The organism is Martelella mangrovi (genome assembly GCF_040545495.1).
In the GTDB taxonomy this organism is placed as follows: Bacteria; Pseudomonadota; Alphaproteobacteria; order Rhizobiales; family Rhizobiaceae; genus Martelella; species Martelella mangrovi.
This window is the reverse complement of the sequence record NZ_JBEPLY010000009.1, coordinates 109,747-129,283: the sequence shown is the minus strand read 5'-3', so window position 1 is coordinate 129,283 and position 19,537 is coordinate 109,747. Positions and strand designations below refer to the sequence as shown.

17 protein-coding genes are annotated in these 19,537 nt (G+C 61.7%); 10 read left to right on the top strand and 7 right to left on the bottom strand.

Going from position 1 to position 19,537, the window contains the following annotated elements:
* Positions 1 to 26 precede the first annotated feature (26 nt).
* Together ABID12_RS13670 and ABID12_RS13665 are read right to left on the bottom strand one after the other, a co-directional pair.
* A complete protein-coding gene (locus ABID12_RS13670) occupies positions 27 to 1,631 on the bottom strand; it encodes an ABC transporter substrate-binding protein (protein ID WP_354434675.1) in 1,605 nt (534 codons plus the stop codon).
* Between the two features lie 30 nt (positions 1,632 to 1,661).
* Positions 1,662 to 2,333: a helix-turn-helix domain-containing protein gene (locus ABID12_RS13665; RefSeq protein ID WP_354434674.1), complete on the bottom strand. Its 672-nt coding sequence runs from the start codon at positions 2,331 to 2,333 to the stop codon at positions 1,662 to 1,664.
* Positions 2,334 to 2,719: 386 nt separating this feature from the next.
* On the opposite strand from ABID12_RS13665, the gene ABID12_RS13660 reads away from it, so the two are divergent.
* A complete protein-coding gene (locus ABID12_RS13660) occupies positions 2,720 to 3,892 on the top strand; it encodes an MFS transporter (protein WP_354434673.1) in 1,173 nt (390 codons plus the stop codon).
* A 22-nt stretch (positions 3,893 to 3,914) separates the two neighbouring features.
* Here the strand turns inward: ABID12_RS13660 and ABID12_RS13655 are convergent, their stop codons facing one another.
* Positions 3,915 to 4,391, bottom strand: coding sequence for an Lrp/AsnC family transcriptional regulator (locus tag ABID12_RS13655; protein WP_319520638.1), 477 nt, complete (start codon positions 4,389 to 4,391; stop codon positions 3,915 to 3,917).
* 139 nt (positions 4,392 to 4,530) lie between these two features.
* On the opposite strand from ABID12_RS13655, the gene ABID12_RS13650 reads away from it, so the two are divergent.
* Entirely contained in the window at positions 4,531 to 5,550 is a 1,020-nt protein-coding gene (locus tag ABID12_RS13650) for a 1-aminocyclopropane-1-carboxylate deaminase (protein ID WP_354434672.1), read from the top strand.
* Between the two features lie 35 nt (positions 5,551 to 5,585).
* Here the strand turns inward: ABID12_RS13650 and ABID12_RS13645 are convergent, their stop codons facing one another.
* A complete protein-coding gene (locus tag ABID12_RS13645; protein WP_354434671.1) occupies positions 5,586 to 6,263 on the bottom strand; it encodes a GntR family transcriptional regulator in 678 nt (225 codons plus the stop codon).
* Positions 6,264 to 6,358: 95 nt separating this feature from the next.
* Here ABID12_RS13645 and ABID12_RS13640 point away from each other — a divergent pair, with 95 nt between their 5' ends.
* The 8 genes from ABID12_RS13640 to ABID12_RS13605 all read left to right on the top strand — a co-directional run bounded on the left by ABID12_RS13640 (position 6,359) and on the right by ABID12_RS13605 (position 17,261).
* Positions 6,359 to 7,870: an ABC transporter substrate-binding protein gene (locus ABID12_RS13640; protein WP_354434670.1), complete on the top strand. Its 1,512-nt coding sequence runs from the start codon at positions 6,359 to 6,361 to the stop codon at positions 7,868 to 7,870.
* Positions 7,871 to 7,948: 78 nt separating this feature from the next.
* Positions 7,949 to 8,869 carry an ABC transporter permease gene (locus ABID12_RS13635; protein WP_354434669.1) on the top strand — a complete coding sequence of 307 codons (921 nt, stop codon included), beginning with the start codon at positions 7,949 to 7,951 and terminating at the stop codon, positions 8,867 to 8,869.
* Positions 8,870 to 8,888: 19 nt separating this feature from the next.
* Positions 8,889 to 9,794: an ABC transporter permease gene (locus ABID12_RS13630; protein ID WP_354434668.1), complete on the top strand. Its 906-nt coding sequence runs from the start codon at positions 8,889 to 8,891 to the stop codon at positions 9,792 to 9,794.
* Entirely contained in the window at positions 9,794 to 11,452 is a 1,659-nt protein-coding gene (locus ABID12_RS13625) for an ABC transporter ATP-binding protein (protein ID WP_354434667.1), read from the top strand. The genes ABID12_RS13630 and ABID12_RS13625 overlap by 1 nt, the downstream gene beginning before the upstream one ends.
* Entirely contained in the window at positions 11,449 to 13,026 is a 1,578-nt protein-coding gene (locus ABID12_RS13620) for a gamma-glutamyltransferase family protein (protein ID WP_354434666.1), read from the top strand. The genes ABID12_RS13625 and ABID12_RS13620 overlap by 4 nt, the downstream gene beginning before the upstream one ends.
* A gap of 14 nt (positions 13,027 to 13,040) precedes the next feature.
* Positions 13,041 to 14,429, top strand: coding sequence for a M20 family metallopeptidase (locus ABID12_RS13615; RefSeq protein WP_354434665.1), 1,389 nt, complete (start codon positions 13,041 to 13,043; stop codon positions 14,427 to 14,429).
* Positions 14,430 to 14,481: 52 nt separating this feature from the next.
* Complete coding sequence (locus tag ABID12_RS13610) at positions 14,482 to 15,990, top strand: amidase (protein ID WP_354434664.1); 1,509 nt, start codon at positions 14,482 to 14,484, stop codon at positions 15,988 to 15,990.
* Positions 15,991 to 16,013: 23 nt separating this feature from the next.
* Positions 16,014 to 17,261 carry an NAD(P)/FAD-dependent oxidoreductase gene (locus ABID12_RS13605; protein ID WP_354434663.1) on the top strand — a complete coding sequence of 416 codons (1,248 nt, stop codon included), beginning with the start codon at positions 16,014 to 16,016 and terminating at the stop codon, positions 17,259 to 17,261.
* A gap of 54 nt (positions 17,262 to 17,315) precedes the next feature.
* Here ABID12_RS13605 and ABID12_RS13600 read toward each other — a convergent pair whose 3' ends face one another.
* Genes ABID12_RS13600 through ABID12_RS13590 form a run of 3 tightly spaced genes read right to left on the bottom strand, consistent with a single transcriptional unit; the run spans position 17,316 to position 19,484 of the window.
* The gene (locus ABID12_RS13600) at positions 17,316 to 18,209 is read right to left on the bottom strand and encodes an MBL fold metallo-hydrolase (RefSeq protein ID WP_354434662.1); all 894 of its coding nucleotides are present in this window, start codon (positions 18,207 to 18,209) and stop codon (positions 17,316 to 17,318) included.
* Between the two features lie 34 nt (positions 18,210 to 18,243).
* Positions 18,244 to 18,864: an NAD(P)-dependent oxidoreductase gene (locus ABID12_RS13595; RefSeq protein WP_354434661.1), complete on the bottom strand. Its 621-nt coding sequence runs from the start codon at positions 18,862 to 18,864 to the stop codon at positions 18,244 to 18,246.
* Between the two features lie 14 nt (positions 18,865 to 18,878).
* Positions 18,879 to 19,484, bottom strand: a complete 606-nt coding sequence (locus ABID12_RS13590; RefSeq protein ID WP_354434660.1) for a DsbA family protein — start codon at positions 19,482 to 19,484, stop codon at positions 18,879 to 18,881.
* Positions 19,485 to 19,537 lie beyond the last annotated feature (53 nt).

Sequence of the window (19,537 nt, the reverse complement as noted above, 5' to 3'; positions counted from 1 at the left end):
GGCGGGACATTTGTCAGGTGAAATGCTTACTGCGCGTCTTTCATTTCCATCATGCGGAAATTGAAACCGAAACCGGCAAGGGCATAAGCCCTGGAAGGATCCGACAGGGCCGGCACGGAAACACGGTCGGACGCGGCGAATACCGGCGTCTGGTCCTGCGCGTAGATGGTCGGCGCGATGGAGACGAGATATTCGTTCAGTTCCTTGTAGATCGCCGTCCGTTTTTCCGGATCGCTTTCGACACGGCCGGTTTCAAGCATGTCGTCGACCTTGGGATCGTTCAAGTGCTCCGGCGACATCCAGGTTCCCTCAGCCGAGGAGGCATACATCGGATAAAGAAGCGTATCGGGATCGCCCGTGATCGTGTTGACGAACACCTGCGAGATATCCGGCGTGTTTTCAGGCTTGGTCACCTGCTCGGTGAACAGCGCCCACGGAACCTTGCGGATGGTGGATTTGACGCCGATCTGCGAAAGATTGGCCTGCATCAGCAGCGCAAAGCGCTCCTCAAGCGGCACTTCACCGATCCATGACAGATCGACATTGATGTCGGATGCGGGATATTGGCAGGCCGCCAGATGTTCCTTGGCCTTTTCCAGGTCCTGTTTCATCACGTGATCATCGCCGAGCGCACCCATCATGCCGACCGGCAGCGCACCGGTCGAGGGGGAACCCTGCGAGACTTCATCGGTGATCGAAACCATCTTGACGCCGGTGTCGTAATCGAAGGCATAGGCCATGGCGAGACGGCATTCCGGGTCATCAAACGGTGCCTTGGCCGTGTTCATCTTGATGTAAAACTCGGTCGTCCCTTTTTCCTGCAGAAGCTGCGCGCCATCGTCCGCCAGCGATTTCAGCACTTCCGGGGGAAGCCACTGAGATGAAATGTCATGCTCGCCCTGCGCAATCAGCGTGCGCACGGTGGCCGCTTCCAGACCATAGCGGAAACGCACCCTGTCCGGCGCGGCAGCCGGCACGCTGAGGAAATAATCCGGGTTCTTGACCATTTCGGTCTCTTCCTGCGGATTATGCGATGTCAGCGCGTAGGCGCCCGATCCGGCGGTGTGTTCCGAAAGCCAGGCCTGGCCCCAGTCGCCCATGTCATCCGTGCCGTTGCCGCCGTCCAGCTGTTCCAGCACCGTCTTTTCGTCGAGGATCGGCAGGCGCACCAGCGTTGAGACGAAAGGCGCGTTCGCTTGTTTCAGGGTGAAGACCACCGTTTGCGGGTCGGTTGCAGAAGCACTGTCGACAACATCGAACAGATAGGAGAGCCCCTGCCCGATGGCTTTCATGCGATCGAGCGAAAAGACGATATCGTCTGCGGTCAGCGGATTGCCGCTTTGAAACGTGACGTCGTCGCGGAGCTTGAATGTATAGGTCTTGCCGTCATCGCTGACCGTCCAGTCCGTTGCGAGGAACGGCTGAAAGCCCGGCTGTCCTTCGTTCGGGATCACCAGCGTGTCGTAGAGATTGTACATCAGGATGCTGTCGGCATAGTCCGATGCCTTGGCGGGGTCGAGCTCGCCGGTCGGCGATTCATCCAGGCGCAGCACGGTCTCGGCAAAGACAGGTGTGGCCATGGCCGTTGCGGCGATGAGACCGGCAGCGAAAAGATGCCTTTTGAATTTCATATCGTCGTTCCCCTTGTTGCGGAATGGCTGTCAGCCGTTGGCACTGTCGGCCCTTTTGGCGGCGCGTGTGATGATCAGGTTTCTGTCGCCTGCGTCCGGATCGTCGCCGTCGCCGAAAACATCCATGGTGCAGGTGTGAAAGATGACGGTGTTCCCGGTGGTGTGATTCCAGGTCGTATGCGTCATGGTGGAGGGAAAATGCGCGGTATCCCCCGCCTCAAGAATCGTGTGCGTGCCTTCGATCTCGATCGTCAGCGCACCGGAAATGATGTAGAAAATCTCTTCGCCCTCGTGCGCCATCGGCTCGCTGCGATAGCCCGGAGGTTCATGAATGATCGTGCTTCTGAGCACATTGCCGGGAAAGGATGCCGACAGCCGTTCGTAACGCACGGCGTTTTCGTCATCGCCCGAAAGGCCATAGATCCGGCGGTCGCTGTGACGCGTGATCGGCGTGGCGTTCTTCGGCTGGCTGAGAAAGCTGCCGATGTCGGCATCAAGAACACGGCAGACGGACACCAGCGACGTCAGCGACGGCACGGTAATGCCGCGTTCGATCTGTGAGATGAAGCCGGCGGTAAAGCCTGCCTCGTCGGCGACCTGCTGCAGGGTGAGCTTCATCGCCTTGCGGCGCTGGCGCAGCTTTTCCCCGAGCGGAGTGGCGGAAGGGGAAGAACTCTGAGGTTCATCCATTGGAGGCGTCATCGCTGTTCCTTTTTAGTAATACTTCAATTCAATGAATTCAGTAGGCATCTGTCAAGCCGTTTTTTTAGTCATGTTAAAAAAATAGGCGAAAACATGCTGCAGTGCGAGATGCCAAACGGGCAATGGAGACTGCTCTGGGAAATGGGCCGAGTGCGTGCATCGCGGTGTTATGAGCACAGCTCATGAGTGCTTGTCGGCATACCGCTCTGTTGCCGCCGGGCAATGCCGCCTATATAGCCGTTCAGAACTTGATGATAAGCAGCTTCCTGCCGACTGATCTCTCCCCGATATTCCGACAGTCCTGTATCTGTCCGGTCGCGCGCGTATGCCTTTCCGGCTGCTGATCTCCCATCACTGAAGGGCAAGACCGCACGGAGCGGGAAATTATGACGCAAGTGAAACCCGCCGGTTCGCCCGGCCTCACGCTGCTCGCCATCGGGCTTGGCGCATTCGCCATCGGCACCACGGAATTCGCGCCCATGGGCATGCTGCCGTCGATTGCCGCCGGCATTGACGTGTCCATTCCGGCGGCAGGTCAGCTGGTCACGGCCTATGCCGTCGGCGTGATGATCAGCGCGCCGTTCATCACGCTGTTTCTGGCGCGCTTCGGCCAGCGGCGTGCGCTTCTGGCGACGATGGCGATCTATATTGTCGGCAATCTGATTTCCGCGATAGCGCCGGAATACTGGTCGCTGATGGCCGGTCGGATTATCACCAGCCTGTGCCAGGGTGCGTTTTTCGGCTTCGGCGCGGTTGCCGCCACAAGCGTGGTGGCGCCCGAGCGGCGCGCCAGCGCCCTTGCGACCATGTTCATGGGGCTCAGCATCGCCAATATCGGTGGCGTGCCTGCATCTGCGTGGATGGGCGAGACCATCGGCTGGCGGATGGCATTCGTCGTCACCGTCATCCTCGGCATCATCGCCCTTGCCGCGCTTGCGTTGGCGATACCGCAGGGCGAGCCGGCAAAACGGCCGGATGCGAAACGTGAACTGGCCATCCTGATCCGTCCGCAAGTGCTGATGACCCTTGCCAGCACCGTTCTGTTCGCCGGTGGCTTCTTTGCCGTCTATACCTATGTCACGCCCATCCTCCAGAACCTTGCCGGCGCTTCCGGTCCCTTCGTCATACTGACGCTGATGCTGATCGGAATGGGGCTGACCTTCGGCAACTGGGTTGGCGGCAGGCTGGCCGACTGGTCGCTGGAAAGAGGCGCCGCCCTGGCGCTCGCTGCCCTGGCGCTCACAACGCTTGCCATTCCGCTGACGACGGGGTCGACCGTCACCGTCATCATCGGCTTCATGGCCTGGGCGATCGCGGCCTTCACCTGCACGCCGGCGCTGCAGCTGCGCGCCATGCATGCCGCCGCCGATGCGCCGAGCCTCGCCGCGTCGATGAATATCGCCGCCTTCAATTTCGGCAATGCCGTGGGGGCCGCCGTCGGCGGCGCTGTCATCGGCGTGGGGTTCGGCTATGCGGCCGTGCCGGTCGCCGCCTCCGTTATCGTCATGATCGGTCTTGCTGCTCTGCTGGCAAGGCACCGGGTGATGAAGCCCGCCTGAACAGACAGGCGCTGCCGGCGGTTCAGAACTCCAGCGGGGCGTTATCGATGACTTCCTTCATTACAAAGAAAGTTCGCGTCTGCCGCACGCCGGGCAAGGCGATCAGCTTTTCGCCGTGCAGCCTGTTGAAATCCGCCATATCGCGCACGCGCACCTTGAGAAGATAGTCGAAATCACCGGCAACGAGGTTGCAGTCGAGAACGGCCTTCACCTTGCGAACCGCGTCCTCGAAGGTCGCGAAACTCTGCGGCGTGGAACGGTCCAGCACGACGCCGACCATGACCAGCGCGCCGAGCCGGACCTTTTCGGGTGCGATCTGGGCTCTGAAACCCTTGATGTAATGTTCGTCAAAAAGCCTCTGCACCCGGCGGTGACAGGTGGCCGCACTGACATTGACGCGCTCTGCAAGTTCGGCATTGGTCAGGCGGCCCTCGCTTTGCAGGATGCGCAGAATTTTCAGATCGATGCGATCCAGATCGGCAGTGGTGGAATCTTTCATAATGACCATTTTTTATGGATATATCGGATAAATTTGTTTTCTTTTGCCGATATATAATCATTATTTTTGCTGAAATTCGAGAGTACATTTCACAATTCGATCTCTACTATCCAGCCAGTTTCATCTGCTGGAGAATTTCATGTCATTGCTGGAAAAATTCGAACGTTATCCGCTGACTTTCGGTCCGACGCCGATCGAGCATCTGCCGCGTCTGACCGAGGCGCTGGGCGGCAAGGTCGACATCTATGCCAAGCGGGAGGACTGCAATTCCGGTCTTGCCATGGGCGGCAACAAGCTGCGCAAGCTTGAATATATCGTGCCCGATGCGATTGCCGAGGGCGCCGATACGCTGGTCTCGATCGGCGGCGTACAGTCCAACCACACGCGTATGGTCGCCGCGACCGCCGCCAAGATCGGCATGAAATGCGTGGTGGTGCAGGAAAAATGGGTTCCCCATTATGATGCGGTCTATGACCGTGTCGGCAATATCCTGATGACGCGGCTGATGGGAGCGGATTCGCGCCTGGTCGATGACGGTTTCGATATCGGCATCCGCCAGAGCTGGGAAAACGCCATCCAGTCGGTCAAGGATGCCGGCGGCAAGCCCTACGCGATTCCCGCCGGCGCATCGGTGCACAAATACGGCGCGCTCGGCTATATCGGCTTTGCCGAGGAAGTGGCCGAGCAGGAAAAGGAGTTGGGCTTCAAGTTCGACTATATCGTCGTCTGCGTGGTCACCGGCTCGACACAGGGCGGCATGATCGTCGGCTTTGCCGCCCAGGACCGCGCCGACCGGGTGATCGGCATCGACGGTTCAGCCACACCCGAACAGACCCGCGCCCAAGTGCGCTCGATCGTTGACAATACGGCGGAGCTTGTCGGCCTTGGCCGCACGGTGCGCGACGATGAGATCGTGATCAACGAGGATTATGCCTATCCGGCCTACGGCGTTCCTTCCGAGGAAACCAATGAAGCCATCCGTCTTGCCGCGCGCACGGAAGCGATGATGACCGACCCGGTCTACGAGGGCAAGTCGATGCAGGGCCTGATCGACCTGACGAAGAAGGGTTTCTTCCCGGAAGGTTCCAAGGTGCTCTATGCCCATCTCGGCGGCGCCCCGGCGCTGAACGGTTACAGCTACTACTACAAGGACGGCTGATGCCGAGGGCCTCGGCGACTGAGCTCTACGGGGCTTCAGTCGCCGGTTCCGGCCTGCGACATTGCTTCGAGCGTCGAAATATATTCGTCATAGGTCGCGCCCAGCGTGTTGATATGCCGGCGCATGCGTTCGGCGGCAAGTTCGGCGTCGCCATTGTCCATCGCTTCCAGAATTTCCGCATGTTCGCGCATCGACTTGGCAAGCCGGCCCTTGACGTCGAGCTGGTGGCGGCGGAACGGCCGCAGCCTCTGGTGCATCCGGCCTGCTTCCTCGGCAAGCACGCTGTTGCCCGAGGCCTCGTAAAACATGCCGTGAAGGCGGTTATTGGCCTTGTAATAAAGATCGGGTCTTTCCTGCTTCAGGGCCTCTTCACACCCCTGGGCGGCCTCGCGCAGAAAAAGCCGTTGCGCCGGCGTGATCCGCCGGGTGGCCAGTTTCACGCACCAGGCCTCGAGTTCGGCCATGACCTCGAACATTTCCACCAGCCGGACCATCGACGGGCGGCGGACGAAAGCGCCGCGATTGGGGATCAGCTCCACGAGGAAACTGGCATTGAGAATCTGGAAGGCTTCCCGCAGCGGTGTGCGGGAGACATTCAGCTCGGTTGCCAGTGCGACTTCATTGAGTTTTTCGCCGTCCTGATAGCGTCCCATCGCGATGCGTTGCTCGATTTCGGCGCAGATGCGCGATGCGGTCTTCGATTTGGCGGTCATGATATTTTCTGTTTGACATTGTGCAGTGCATCAATTTGTATACAAAAAAACGGAACTGAATACAATAAAAAGTCAGACCACCAGAGGACAAACCAATGAAACTTTCTTCCCTGCTTTTGAGCACGGCTGTCTTCCTGACGGCCTCATCTGTCGCATTTGCCGGCAAGGACGACAATTCCGTCAACATGGCGTTCGGAAAAGAGCTTGAGACGGCCGATGTCTATTTCAACACGGCGCGTGAAGGCCTGTTGCTGAATTATTCGGTATGGGACGGTCTGTTGTACCGCAATCCCGAAACCGGCGAGTACGAGGGCAATCTCGCGACCGAATGGGAATGGGTCGATGACGTGACGCTGGAATTCAAGCTGCGCGAAGGCGTCACCTTCCACAATGGCGAGCCCTTCAACGCCGACGATGTGGTCTACACGATCGACTACATCACCAACCCCGACAATGGCGTCAAGAACGTCTCGAACGCGGCCTGGATCGACCACGCCGAAAAGATTGACGACTATACGGTGCGCATCATTGCCAAGGCGCCGTTCCCGGCAGCCGAGGAATATCTCTCCGGCCCGCTGGCAATGTATCCCAATGAATATTACGCCGAAGCCGGCCCGAGTGGCATGGGACTCAAGCCCGTTGGCACCGGTCCGTTCAAGGTGACCGAAGTCGATCCCGGCAAGCATTTCGTTCTCGAGGCATTCGAAGACTATCACGACGGCCCGAAGGGCAAGCCGGGCGTGGAGACGGTCGATATCCGCACCATTCCCGACGTGAATACCCAGATTGCCGAGTTCTTCAACGGCACGCTGGATTTCCTCTGGAACGTGCCGGCCGATCAGGCCGAAAAGCTGGACGCGACCGGCAATTACAACGTCGTCAACGCACCGGCCATGCGGATCGGCTATATCACCATGGACGCCGCAGGGCGCGCTGACCCGGACGGCCCGATGACCAAGACCAAGGTCCGTCAGGCCATTTATCACGCCATTGACCGTCAGGCGATCGTCGACGCTCTCGTCAAGGGCTCGTCCACGGTCATCGACAGTGCCTGCTCGCCGGCGCAGTTTGCCTGCGCACAGGACCTGCCGACCTATGATTACGATCCGGAAAAGGCGAAGGAACTGCTTGCCGAGGCCGGCTATCCCGACGGCTTCACGATCGATTTCTATGCCTACCGGAACAGGCCCTATGCCGAAGCGATTACCGGTTTCCTGAGCGAAGTCGGCATCAGCACCAATTTCAATTACATGCAATATTCGGCCCTGCGCGAACTTCACCGGAAAGGCGAAGTGCCGATGGCATTCCTGACCTGGGGTTCGAATTCGGTGGCGGACGCATCGGCAAGCACGGCGGAGTTCTTCACCGGCGGGCCGCAGGACGATGCCCGCGACCCGGAAGTGATCGAATGGCTTGAGGAAGGCGATTCCACCAACGACAAGGCCGCGCGCACCGATCTTTATAAAAAGGCGCTGACGAAGATCGTGGACGAAGCCTACTGGGTTCCGCTGTTCACCTACAATGTGAATTACGTCATGGACCCGGACATGAGCTTCAAGCCCACCGACGACGAGCTTGTCCGTTTCTACGATTTCTCGTGGAATTGATCTGACGGAAACAGCATGCGGACCCCGGCCTTTCCGGCCGGGCTCTGCCCGCATTTTTCGAGCGGTCGGGAAAACGGTATGTATATTTTCGTTCTGAAACGGCTCGGGCTGGCGGTCGCCGTGGCGCTCACCGTTTCCGCCATCAGCTTCAGCCTGCTTTATATGGCCGGCGATCCGGCAATCGCCATTGCCGGGGAAAATGCCGACAGCGACACCATCGCCATGATTACCCAGCAATACGGGTTCGACCGGCCGATGATCGTGCAATACTGGGACTGGCTGTCAAAGGCGGCCTCCGGCGATCTCGGACAGTCGTGGTATTTCAATCTGCCGGTGACCGAGCTGATCGCCGACCGGCTGCATGTCACCATGACGCTGGGTTTCCTGGCCATCAGCTTTGCCCTTATTCTGGCAATCCCGATGGGCGTTGCCGCGGCGGTGAAACCCAATTCGCTCGTCGACCGGGCAGCGCTTTTCATCTCTGTAGTCGGTCAGGCGATCCCGTCCTTCTGGTTCGGTCTCATCCTGATTGTCATTTTTTCCATCCGGCTGGGGCTTGTTCCCGCCTCGGGGTCCGATCACTGGCAGAACTTCATCCTGCCGACCGTGGTGCTCGGCTATTACGCAACGCCGGCCATCATGCGGCTGACGCGGGCGGGCATGCTCGAGGTTCTCAGCTCCGACTATATCCGCACGGCCCGCGCCAAGGGGCTTTCCACTCGCAAGGTGCTGTTCAAGCATGCGCTGCGCAACGCCGTCATTCCGGTCATCAGCCTGGCGGCGGTGCAGATGGGGTTCATGCTCGGCGGTTCCGTGGTGGTGGAAAGCATTTTCGCCCTGCACGGCGCGGGCTTCCTCGCCTGGGAATCGATCTCGCGCAATGATCTGCCGACGATGCAGGCGCTGATCCTGATTTTCTCGATGTTCTATATTTCCTTCACCTTCCTGGCCGACATCCTGAATGCATGGATGGATCCCCGCCTGCGGGTCGGCGGCTGAAACCGGAGGCGAAAACAAAATGACTGAAGCCAACGCCATCAAGGCCCCGCCCGCCGTCAACAGGAAACCCCGCAGCCCGCGTCAGGCAATGCTTCGCCGGGCGCTGCGGCACAAGGGCCTGCTTTTCGGTCTGGCAACGATGCTTGTCATCGCTCTGATCGCCATATTCGCGCCGTTCCTGACGGATTACTCGCCCTACAAGCAGGACCTCCTGGCCCGCATGAAACCGCCGGTCTTTCTGGGCGGCACCTCCAAACACCTTCTCGGAACCGACGCTCTGGGCCGGGATTTTCTGACGCGGCTTCTCTATGGCGCCCGCATCTCGCTCATGATCGGTCTGATTGCCGCGACCATTTCGGCGATCATCGGCACGGTTCTGGGCGTCACCGCCGGGTTCTTCGGCGGCAAGGTCGATCTCTTCGTGACCTTCCTCATCAATGTCCGGCTGGCCATGCCTGTCGTGCTGGTGGCGCTGGCGGTCGTGTCGCTTTTCGGCGGCTCTCTGGTCGTTGTCGTCTCGGTGCTTGGCCTGTTGCTGTGGGACCGTTTTGCCGTCGTTCTGCGCTCGGCCACCATGCAGGTGCGCAAGCTCGAATATGTCGCCGCAGCCGAAATCCTCGGCGCTTCGCTGCCGCGCATGCTGGTGAAGGACATTCTGCCGAATGTGATGAACCACCTGATCGTTATCTTCACCCTGGAAATGGCGCATGCGATCATTCTGGAAGCCGCGCTCAGCTTTCTCGGGCTCGGGGTTCAGCCGCCGACGCCGTCCTGGGGGCTGATGATTTCGGAAGGCAAGGAAATGCTGCTGTTCGAACCATGGATGATCACCATTCCCGGCATCGCGCTTTTCCTGCTGGTTCTGTCGATCAACATGCTGGGTGACGGCATTCGCGATGTCACCGCACCGGAGGGCCGAAACTGATGAGTAATCCCATTCTGGCGATCCGCGACCTGACCATCGATCTTCCCGAGGGAAGCGACCGCCCCCACGCCGTCGAAAATCTGACACTCGATATCCACCCGCGCGAAATCGTCTGCATTGTCGGAGAGAGCGGCTCGGGCAAGTCGATCACGTCCTTCACGACGATGGGGCTTTTGCCGAAAGCACTGAAGCCTTCTGCCGGCGAAGTCGTCTTCGATGGCCGCGACGTGCTGAAACTGTCGTCGGCCGAACATGCCCGGCTGCGCGGCAAACGCATGGCGATGGTGTTTCAGGAACCGATGAGTGCGCTCAACCCCTGCTATACCGTCGGCAACCAGATCGAGGAAATGTTCGAGCAGCACACCGCCCTTGGCGCGGCCGAACGCAAGGCCCGCACGATCCGGCTTCTGGAGGAGGTGCGGCTGCCGGAACCGGAGCGCATCTATGCCTCCTATCCGCACCAGCTTTCCGGCGGTCAGCGCCAACGCATCGTCATCGCCATGGCGCTGGCGCTGGACCCGGCCCTGCTGATCGCCGATGAGCCGACAACGGCGCTGGACCTGTCGACACAGGCGCAGATCCTCCATCTTTTCAAGGAGCTGCGCGAGAAACATTCGGCCGGGATCATGTTCGTCACCCATGATTTCGATGTCGTGGCCGAAATTGCCGACAAGGTGATCGTCATGCAGCACGGGCGCATCGTCGAACAGGGCCCGGCGGAAGAGGTGCTGAACCGCCCGCGCCACCCCTATACGCGCAAGCTGATCGACGCCGTCCCGCGCCGGGCGGCGGAAGAAGACCGGGGCCTTGCCAAGAAACCGCCGGTGCTGACGGTCGCCGGTCTTCAGAAAACCTATCGTACGAAGAAAACCATGTTCAAGCCGGCACGCGAGGTTCATGCCTGCAAGGACATCGAATTTTCCGTCCGCGAGGGCGAGACGCTGGGCATTGTCGGCGAAAGCGGATCCGGCAAGTCGACGCTGGTCAAATGCATGATCCGGCTGGAAGACCCGGATGACGGTTCGGTTCTGGTCCGGGGCAACAATATCGCCGTCTATTCCCGGCGCGGGCTGCATCCCTACCGCAAGGAAATCCAGATCGTCTTTCAGGACCCCTATGGATCGCTCAATCCCCGCCGCACCATCGGCGACCAGCTTGTCGAGGGGCCGGTCAATTTCGGTGTGCGCCGGTCGGTCGCCTACGAGCGCGCGCGTGAGCTGATGCGCATCGTCCGGCTCGAACCCGATGCGCTGAACCGCTATCCGGCGCAGTTTTCCGGCGGCCAGCGCCAGCGCATCTGCATTGCCCGCGCGCTGATGGTGGAGCCGAAAGTGCTGATTGCCGACGAGGCGGTTTCCGCGCTCGATGTGTCGGTGCAGAAGGAAGTGCTGCTGCTGTTGAAGGAAATCCGCGACAAGATGGGCCTGACCGTGCTGTTCATCACCCATGACCTGCGGGTTGCCGCCCAGATCTGCGACAATCTGATTGTCATGCAACAGGGCAGGATCGTCGAACGCGGCAGCGTGGACGATGTTTTCGGCGCGCCGAAACACCCCTACACGCAAAAACTTCTGGCCGCGCAGCCGGGCAAGGCCTGGCAGGTGCCGGATATTTCCAAACTGCCGCCGCCCGACCTTCTGGCCGGAGGGCTGGCATGAGCGGCTCATTCTCCCGCTCGCAGACGGTGCGCAAACCGGGCGTCACCGTTGACGGCAAGGGCGTGGTCGCCGCCCAGCATGTCCGCGCTGCCGAGGCGGGCGTCCGTGTTCTGGCGGATGGCGGCGATGCGGTCGATGCCGCCGTCGCCGTCAGCTTTGCAATCGGCGTGCTTGAACCATGGATGTCCGGGCCCGCAGGCGGCGGAGCGATGATGCTGTGGCGTGCGGATGAGGGCAAGGCCTATGCGCTGAATTACGGCATGCGCTCATCGGCCTCGCTCGATCCCGCCTTCTATCCGCTGGCCGGGACCGGCAAGGCCTCCGACCTTTTCCCGTGGGAAGCGGTGGTCGAGGACCGCAACGTCACCGGGGCGTCGTCCGTCGCGGTTCCGGGCACTGTCGCAGGTGCTGGCGAAATGCACCGGCGTTTCGGAAAGATGCGCTGGGCCGACCTTCTCCGCCCGGCCATCGGCTTTGCCCGCGAGGGCCTGCTCATCGACTGGTATGCGGCACTCATCATTGCGTCATCGGCGCGCGATCTGGCTGAAGACGCGGATGCGGCCGCGCTGTTTCTGGAAGACGGACAGTGGCCGAAGATTTTCGGCTGGACGGCGCTTTCGGACGTTCGCCTTGACCAGTCTAAAATGGCTGAAACGCTGGAACATCTGGCCCATGCGGGACCGGAAGATTTCTACCGTGGCGACATCGCCGCCGCCCTCGTGAAGGATGTGAGCGAAAAGGGCGGTTTCCTGACGGCAGACGATCTTGCCGCCTACCGGGCGGAGTGGCAGGAACCGCTGAATATCCCCTATCGTTCCGGCAATCTGTGGGCCATGCCGGAAATGACCGCCGGGCCGACGCTGGCCGCCGCCATGGCAAAATGGCAGCAGGTCTATACGCCGGCGTATGCGCCCGATGCAACCAGCTTTACAGCAATTGCCGCCGCTTACCGCGATGCCTATGCCGAGCGTCTCGCCACCATGGGCGACCACGAAAGCCCGCGCGCGCCGGGCTGCACCACGCATTTTTCCATCGTCGACCGCAACGGCAATATGGTGGCGATGACGCAGACGCTGCTGTCGATCTTCGGCTCGCGCACGGTCTCGCCTGCAACCGGACTGCTGCTCAACAACGGCATCATGTGGTTCGACCCGGAACCGGGCAGGCCCAATTCGCTCGGCCCCGGAAAACGCTGCCTGATGAATGTCTGCCCCGTCATCGGCGAGGCGGGCGAAAAGCGCTTTGCCCTCGGTGCCTCGGGCGGGCGCAAGATCATGCCCGCCGTCGGCCAGATCGCCTCTTTCCTGATGGATTACGGCATGAGCATGCAGGACGCGATCGAAGCGCCGCGCATCGACGTTTCCGGCGGCGATCAGACCGTTGCCGATGAACGGTTGACGGGCGCGGTGACCGATGCGCTCGCCGCAACCGGGCCGGTCATGACCGCACAGAGAACCCCCTTCCCCTACGCCTTCGCCTGCCCCGCCGGGGTGATGCGCGAAGGCACTGTCAATTCCGGCACGACGGAAACCTTCTCGCCCTGGGGCGATGGCGTGGCCGAACCGGATGAATAATCAGGAGCCTGTTGATGAACAGCCGTAGCAAGGCACTGGCGCTGAGCGCCCGTTATTTCGACGAGGGCGGGTTTCGCGCCGATCTCGAAAATCTGGTCGCCTATCCGACCGAAAGTCAGGACCCGCGCGGACGTCCGCATCTCGACATCTACCTCGCCGAAGCGATGATGCCGATGCTTGAAGGCATGGGTTTTGAGGTGGAAATCTTCGAAAACCCGGTTGCCGGCGCCGGGCCCATCATGGTTGCGCAGCGCATCGAGGATGTGAGCCTGCCGACCGTGCTGACCTATGGCCACGGCGACGTGGTCCGCGCCCAGACAGACCAATGGCGCGAAGGGCTTTCGCCTTTCGAAATCACGGAAGAGGGCGACCGGCTTTACGGACGCGGAACGGCGGACAACAAGAGCCAGCACCTGATCAATCTGAAGGCGATGGCCAGCCTGATCGAAACCCGCGGCAAGCTCGGTTTCAATGCCAAGGTGCTTCTGGAAATGGGCGAGGAAAACGGTTCGCCGGGGCTGAAGGCATTTTGCGAAACCCATCGCGAACGTCTGGCCGCCGACGTTCTGATCGCATCCGACGGTCCGCGCCTTTCGGCGGACGTTCCGACGATTTTCACTGGGTCGCGCGGCGGCGTGACCTTCGATCTTCGCGTCGACCTGCGCGAGGGGGCCAATCATTCGGGCAATTTCGGCGGACTTCTGGCCGATCCGGCGATCATTCTCGCCCATGCGCTTGCCACGATCACCGACGCGCGCGGCCAGATCAAGGTGCCGGAATGGCGACCCGACAGCCTGACGCCGCGCATTCGCGACGTGCTGGCCGAACTGCCGCCGGTCGAGGCCGGTTTTGCGCTCGATCCCGACTGGGGCGAGGAAAGCCTGACGCAGGCCGAACGGGTTTTCGGCTGGAACAGCTTTGCGGTTCTGGCGATGAAATCCGGCGTGCCGGAAGCGCCGGTCAACGCCATTTCCGGTCACGCCCGCGCCACCTGCCAGCTTCGTTACGTTGTCGGAACCGACAGCGAAGACATTGTGCCCGCCTTGCGCCGTCATCTGGACCGGCACGGTTTTTCGGGCGTCGAGGTTGTGCCCGCCGGTGGCGGTTCCTTCCCCGCCACCCGGCTTGATCCAGACCATCCATGGGTGAAATTCGCGGCGGCCTCGCTTGAGACAACCACCGGAGAAGCGCCGCATATCCTGCCCAATCTGGGCGGATCGCTGCCGAACGACTGCTTTGCCGAGGTGCTGGCCCTGCCGACGATCTGGATACCGCACAGCTATGCGGGTTGCAGCCAGCACGCGCCCAATGAACATATTCTCAAGCCGCTCGCCCGTCAGGCGCTCGCCGTCATGACAGGCCTGTTTTCCGATATCGCCGACGCCGGAACGCTGCCGGCGTGATATGACGGGGCCAGCGGCGGACAGGCCCGAAAGCCAGTTGGAGTGAACATGTATGACCGTTGAATCCGCGACGCAACCGGCCGATCTTGGTGCGGTGGAGGCCCGGCAGCTGATTGCCAGAAAGGCGCTGTCGCCGATCGAACTGGCGGAAAGCTGCATCGCCCGCGTCGAGGCGCTCGACCATGCGGTCAACGCCGTCGTGGCCAGCGATTTCGACACCCTTCTGGAGGACGCAAAACAGGCGGAAGACGCCGTCATGACCGGCGCGGCGCTCGGCCCGGTGCACGGCCTGCCCTTCGGCGTGAAGGACATGATCGACGTCAAGGGCCTGCCGACGACCTTTGGCTCGGAAATCTTCCGCGACAATATCGCCACGAAGGACGATGCCATCGTGGCCGCCATGCGCCGCGCCGGCGCCATCCCGCTTGGCAAGACCAACAATCCCGAATGGAGCGCGGGCGGCAATACCCGCAACCGCGTCTATGGCGTCACGCCCAACCCGTATGACCTCACGCGCACGGCGGCGGGGTCGTCCGGCGGTTCCGCCGTGGCGCTTGCTTGCCGCTATGCGCCGCTTGCCACGGGCTCGGATACCGGCGGCAGCCTGCGCAACCCGGCGGCCTATTGCGGCGTTGTCGGCTTTCGCCCGAGCCCCGGCGTGGTGCCGGGCGACACGCGCCCCATCGCGCTGATGCCTCTGTCGACCTCCGGGCCGATGGCGCGCAACGTTGCCGATGCCGCGCTGATGCTGTCGGTGATGGCGCGCGCCGACCGCAACGATCCTTTCACCGCCGTCATCGATGGCAAGACCCAGTGGGATCCGGCCGCTTTCGCCAATCTGCCACGCCGCGACCTGTCTTCGCTGCGGATCGCGTTTACGGAAGACTATGGTTTCGCCCCGGTGGAGAAAACCGTCCGCGCGCATTTCCTGAAGGCGGTCAAGGCGCTCTCGCCGTTCATCGGCCGGCTTGAGGAGGCAACGCCCGACTGTGACGGCGCGGACCGGATTTTCTCGGTTCTGCGCGCTCTTAATTTCCTGGGACGCCATGCCATGCTTGTCGATGAGCAGCCGCACCTTGTCGGCCCGAATGTCACCGACAATGTTGCCGAAGGTCGCGGCTATTCCGCCGAAGACGCTGCTGCGGCGCTGATCGCCCAGAGCGGCTACTACCGCAACTGGCAGTCGTTTTTCGATGATCACGACTTCATCATATCGCCCGCCGTGACCATCAGCCCGCGTCCCTGGCGCGAACTCTATCCGACCGAAATCGACGGCGTTGCCACCACGAGCTATTATCACTGGCTGGCGATGGCCTATGCCTCGACCATCGCCGGGCATCCCTCGATCACCATTCCCTGCGGTTTTGATGCCAACAACATGCCGTTCGGCCTGCAGATCGTCGGCCGCCGTCATGACGATCTCGGGGTTCTGGCCGTGGCAGCGGAGTTTGAGGCCGTTATCGCCGGCCTGTCCGGTTTCGCCCCGCGCCCGCCGGACTTCGAAGCCCTGAAGGCCGCGCCGCCGATTGCCGAAACCGACGGTTTTCTCAGTTTTGAATAGACGGGATCGGGAGCCATACGGTCATGCGTGAAATTCTGGTTCTGGGCGCCGGCATGGTCGGCATTTCGTCGGCGCTCGCCCTGCAGGAAAGAGGCCATAGCGTCACGGTCGTTGACCGCCGCGGACCGGGCCTCGAGACGAGCTATGGCAATGCGGGCATTATCCAGAGCGAGGCGGCGGAGCCCTATGCCATACCCTACGCCGCGGCGACACTTTTCCGCTATGCCATCGGGCGGACGAACGACATTATCTATAACATCCCCGGCCTGCTGCGATCCACGCCGGCGCTGTGGCCTTATTTCCTCGCCTCCGCGCCGGGACGCCACGCGCGGATATCGCAGACCTATGCGAAACTGACGGCACGCTCGACGCATGATCATGCGCCTTTGATCGCGGCAGCGGGTGCGGACGACCTCGTCCGGCGTTCCGGCTTCTATCAGTTCTACCGCACGCCCGAAACATTCGACGCAGCCGCCGCCGACGCGGACAGGCTGAAGAAAATCTACGGCGTTGCCTCAACCTTGCTGGACACGAAGGCACTGAAAACCGAAGAACCGGCGCTGAAAACCGACATTGCCGGCGCGGTTTTCTGGACAAGCCCCTGGACCGTCAGCGATCCGGGGGCGCTGACGCAGGCCTATGCCGCGCTGTTTGAGGCCCGCGGCGGGCGCATCGTCAAGGCCGATGTCACGACGCCGATGCGGGAAAACGGCAGCTGGCGCATCGAAAATGCCGGTGAGTACCTGACCGCCGAACATCTGGTCGTTGCACTGGGGCCGTGGTCTCCCGAATACCTGAAACCGCTCGGATATCGCATCCCGATGGTCCGCAAACGCGGCTATCACGGCCATTTCGAAATGACCGAGCCGCTCAACCGGCCGCTGATGGATGCCGCCAACGGCGTGGTGCTTTCCAACATGCGGCAGGGCTTGCGCATCACCACCGGCGCCGAACTCACCGGCCCGGTCGCGCCGGCCAATCTCGTCCAGCTTGAACGCGGCGTTGCCGGCGCGCGTGAGCTGGTCGATATCGGCGCGCCGATTGAAAACAGCACATGGTTCGGCCATCGCCCCTGCCTGCCGGACATGCTGCCGCTTGTCGGCTCCGCGCCGCAGCACGAGGGACTGTGGTTCAACTTCGGCCACGGGCATCAGGGTTTTACGCTCGGCCCGACAACGGGGAGTATCCTCGCGGACATGATCGATGGCCGCGAGGACAACAATTTTGCACTTCTGAAGCCGGAAAACCGGCGCCTGCGCTGTCGCGGATAGACCTGACCGGATGCGATCGGGCTTTTCCGCGGCGGTTCCGGCGCTGTTTTCGGATCAGCCCCATTTCATTTCGCCCATGGCGACCTTTGCGCCGAGTTCGAGCGAACTGACACCCTCAAGATCCGGATAGCGCACCGCCATCGCGGCGGTCAGGGCGGCGCTGTCATCCGCCTTTTTCAGTTCCTCGTCGAAGGCCAGAAGATAATCACGGGTAAAGGTCACGGCTTCGACGCCGCTAGGCGCATCTTCCGTCTTGTGGCCGGGAACGACGATTTTCGGCTGGCGCGCGATGATCTCGTTGAGGGCGTCGACCCAGGCCGCGCGCTCTTCGGGCGTCGGCGTGTCGGCCACCCAGACATGGATGCCGGACGACACCAGAACGCCGCCAAACACGGCTTTGAGCGACGGCACCCAGAGATAGCGGCGGTCGTGCATCGACGAAATCTCGATGATGTCGATGTCCTGCCCTTCAAGCGCGAGCGACGAGACGTCCGACGGCGTGGGAATGACCACATCGGCCAGCTTCTGCGGGCCGTTGTCCTTGAGCATCGGCCCCCATGTCGCCAGCTTGTTCTCGACATTGCCGTTGATCGCTTCGACGGTCACGGTCTTGGCGATCACGTTGGCTTCCGGGAATGCCTCAACGACGGGGCCGAGGCCGAAATAGTAATCGGGGTCGCTGCAGCTGACATAGATCGTTGTCAGTTTTTTACCCGTGGCCTTGATGGCTTCCGCCAGAGCGCGGCCATCGGAAAGCGTGAAGCCGCCATCGATCAGGATCGCCTCGGTCTCGCCGCTGAGCAGCACCGGTGTGCGGCGAAAGCCCTCTTCTCCGGCCTGAAAAAACTGCCAGTCAAGCTGTTGCGCGGCCGCAAAAGCGCTGCGGCCGGCTGTCACGACGGCTGCCGCCGTCACTGCGTATTTCAACGTTTCCCTGCGGGTCAGCATGATCGTCCCCTCCTTCCGGGCAAGTGTTTCGGGTTCAGTAGGCTGCCGTGAACAGCTGCCGGCGAAACTGCGGCTGTTCAACCTCGTTGAGCAAGGCCACGGCGAAGTCCTCGGCGCTGATCCGGCTGTTGCCGTCAGCATCGGTCAGCAGAATGTCGGTTTGAAGGCGGAATTGTCCGGTCCTTTCGCCGGGCGCAATTTCGCCCGCAGGCGCCTGAACCGTATAGTCGAGATCCGAGGCCTTGATGCGTTCATACGCGGTGCGCATGGCGCGGGCCTCCGCCGCATAGACATCCGGAACGACATCGGCGACGGGGGTGCCGTCGGGCAGGTTCAGCGAGCCGGCGCCGCCGACCATCACCAGCCGGGTCTTGCCAAGCGCTTCGATCAGCGCCGAGGCGTAGGACACGGCCTCTGCTTCCGGGTTGCCGCTGCTGCGCGGGCTGGTTGCCGAGATCACGGTATCGACGCCGGCGGCAAGTTCGCCCAGCCGTTTGACGTCTGTCACATCGAGCCGCTCGGCGGTCAGACCTGCACGGGGCTGGATCTTGTCGGGGTTGCGGGTTGCGGCCACCACTTCATGGCCGCGGGACAGGGCTTCATCCACAATGCGCGAGCCGATCATGCCGGTGGCGCCGATGACGAGAAGTTTCATTGTCGTTTCCTTTCTCAGGCAGCGATCGCTGCAATACGTTCAGGCGTTTGATAGAAATCGCCGATATTCACGATCTGCGTGTTGTCGCCGTCGTGGCGAAGCAGTGCGGGCACGCCGGAGAGGCCGTAGCGCGCCAGAAGCGCACCGGCCTGCTCGCTCAGGGCGCGGGCTTTCTCCGCAGCGTCGGCCAGATCGGCGGTCACGCCTGCCTCGGCCAGTGCCGCTGTGACGGCGGCCTTGTCAGCGGCCGAACGCCCGTTGACGAAGCGTTCCCGCTGCAGGCGGGCGGCCAGCGCCATCTCCGCCTTTGCGCCCCGATCATGAATAAGCGCGGCGGCCCGGGCCGTCAGGCCGGATTCCAGCACCTCGTCCGGCGCCGACAGGATATTGGATACATAAGTATCGCTGAATTCCTGTCCGGAAAGGGTCGCGATGCGGCGATCATACTGCATCGCCATCCGGCCAAACCCGTCGCCCATCCTGTGGGCGTTTGCGCCCTGAAACAGATGGCGGTGGAAGACCTCGACCGCGGCGCCGCTGTCGATCAGCGCGGTGATCACGGGCTCGGCACCATAGCACCAGCCACAGTAAGTGTCATAGATATAAGTGAAATGCGGCATGTCGAGGCCTCCGGGGTTTCCTGAATGACATCAAGATATGCGGTGTCGAATGT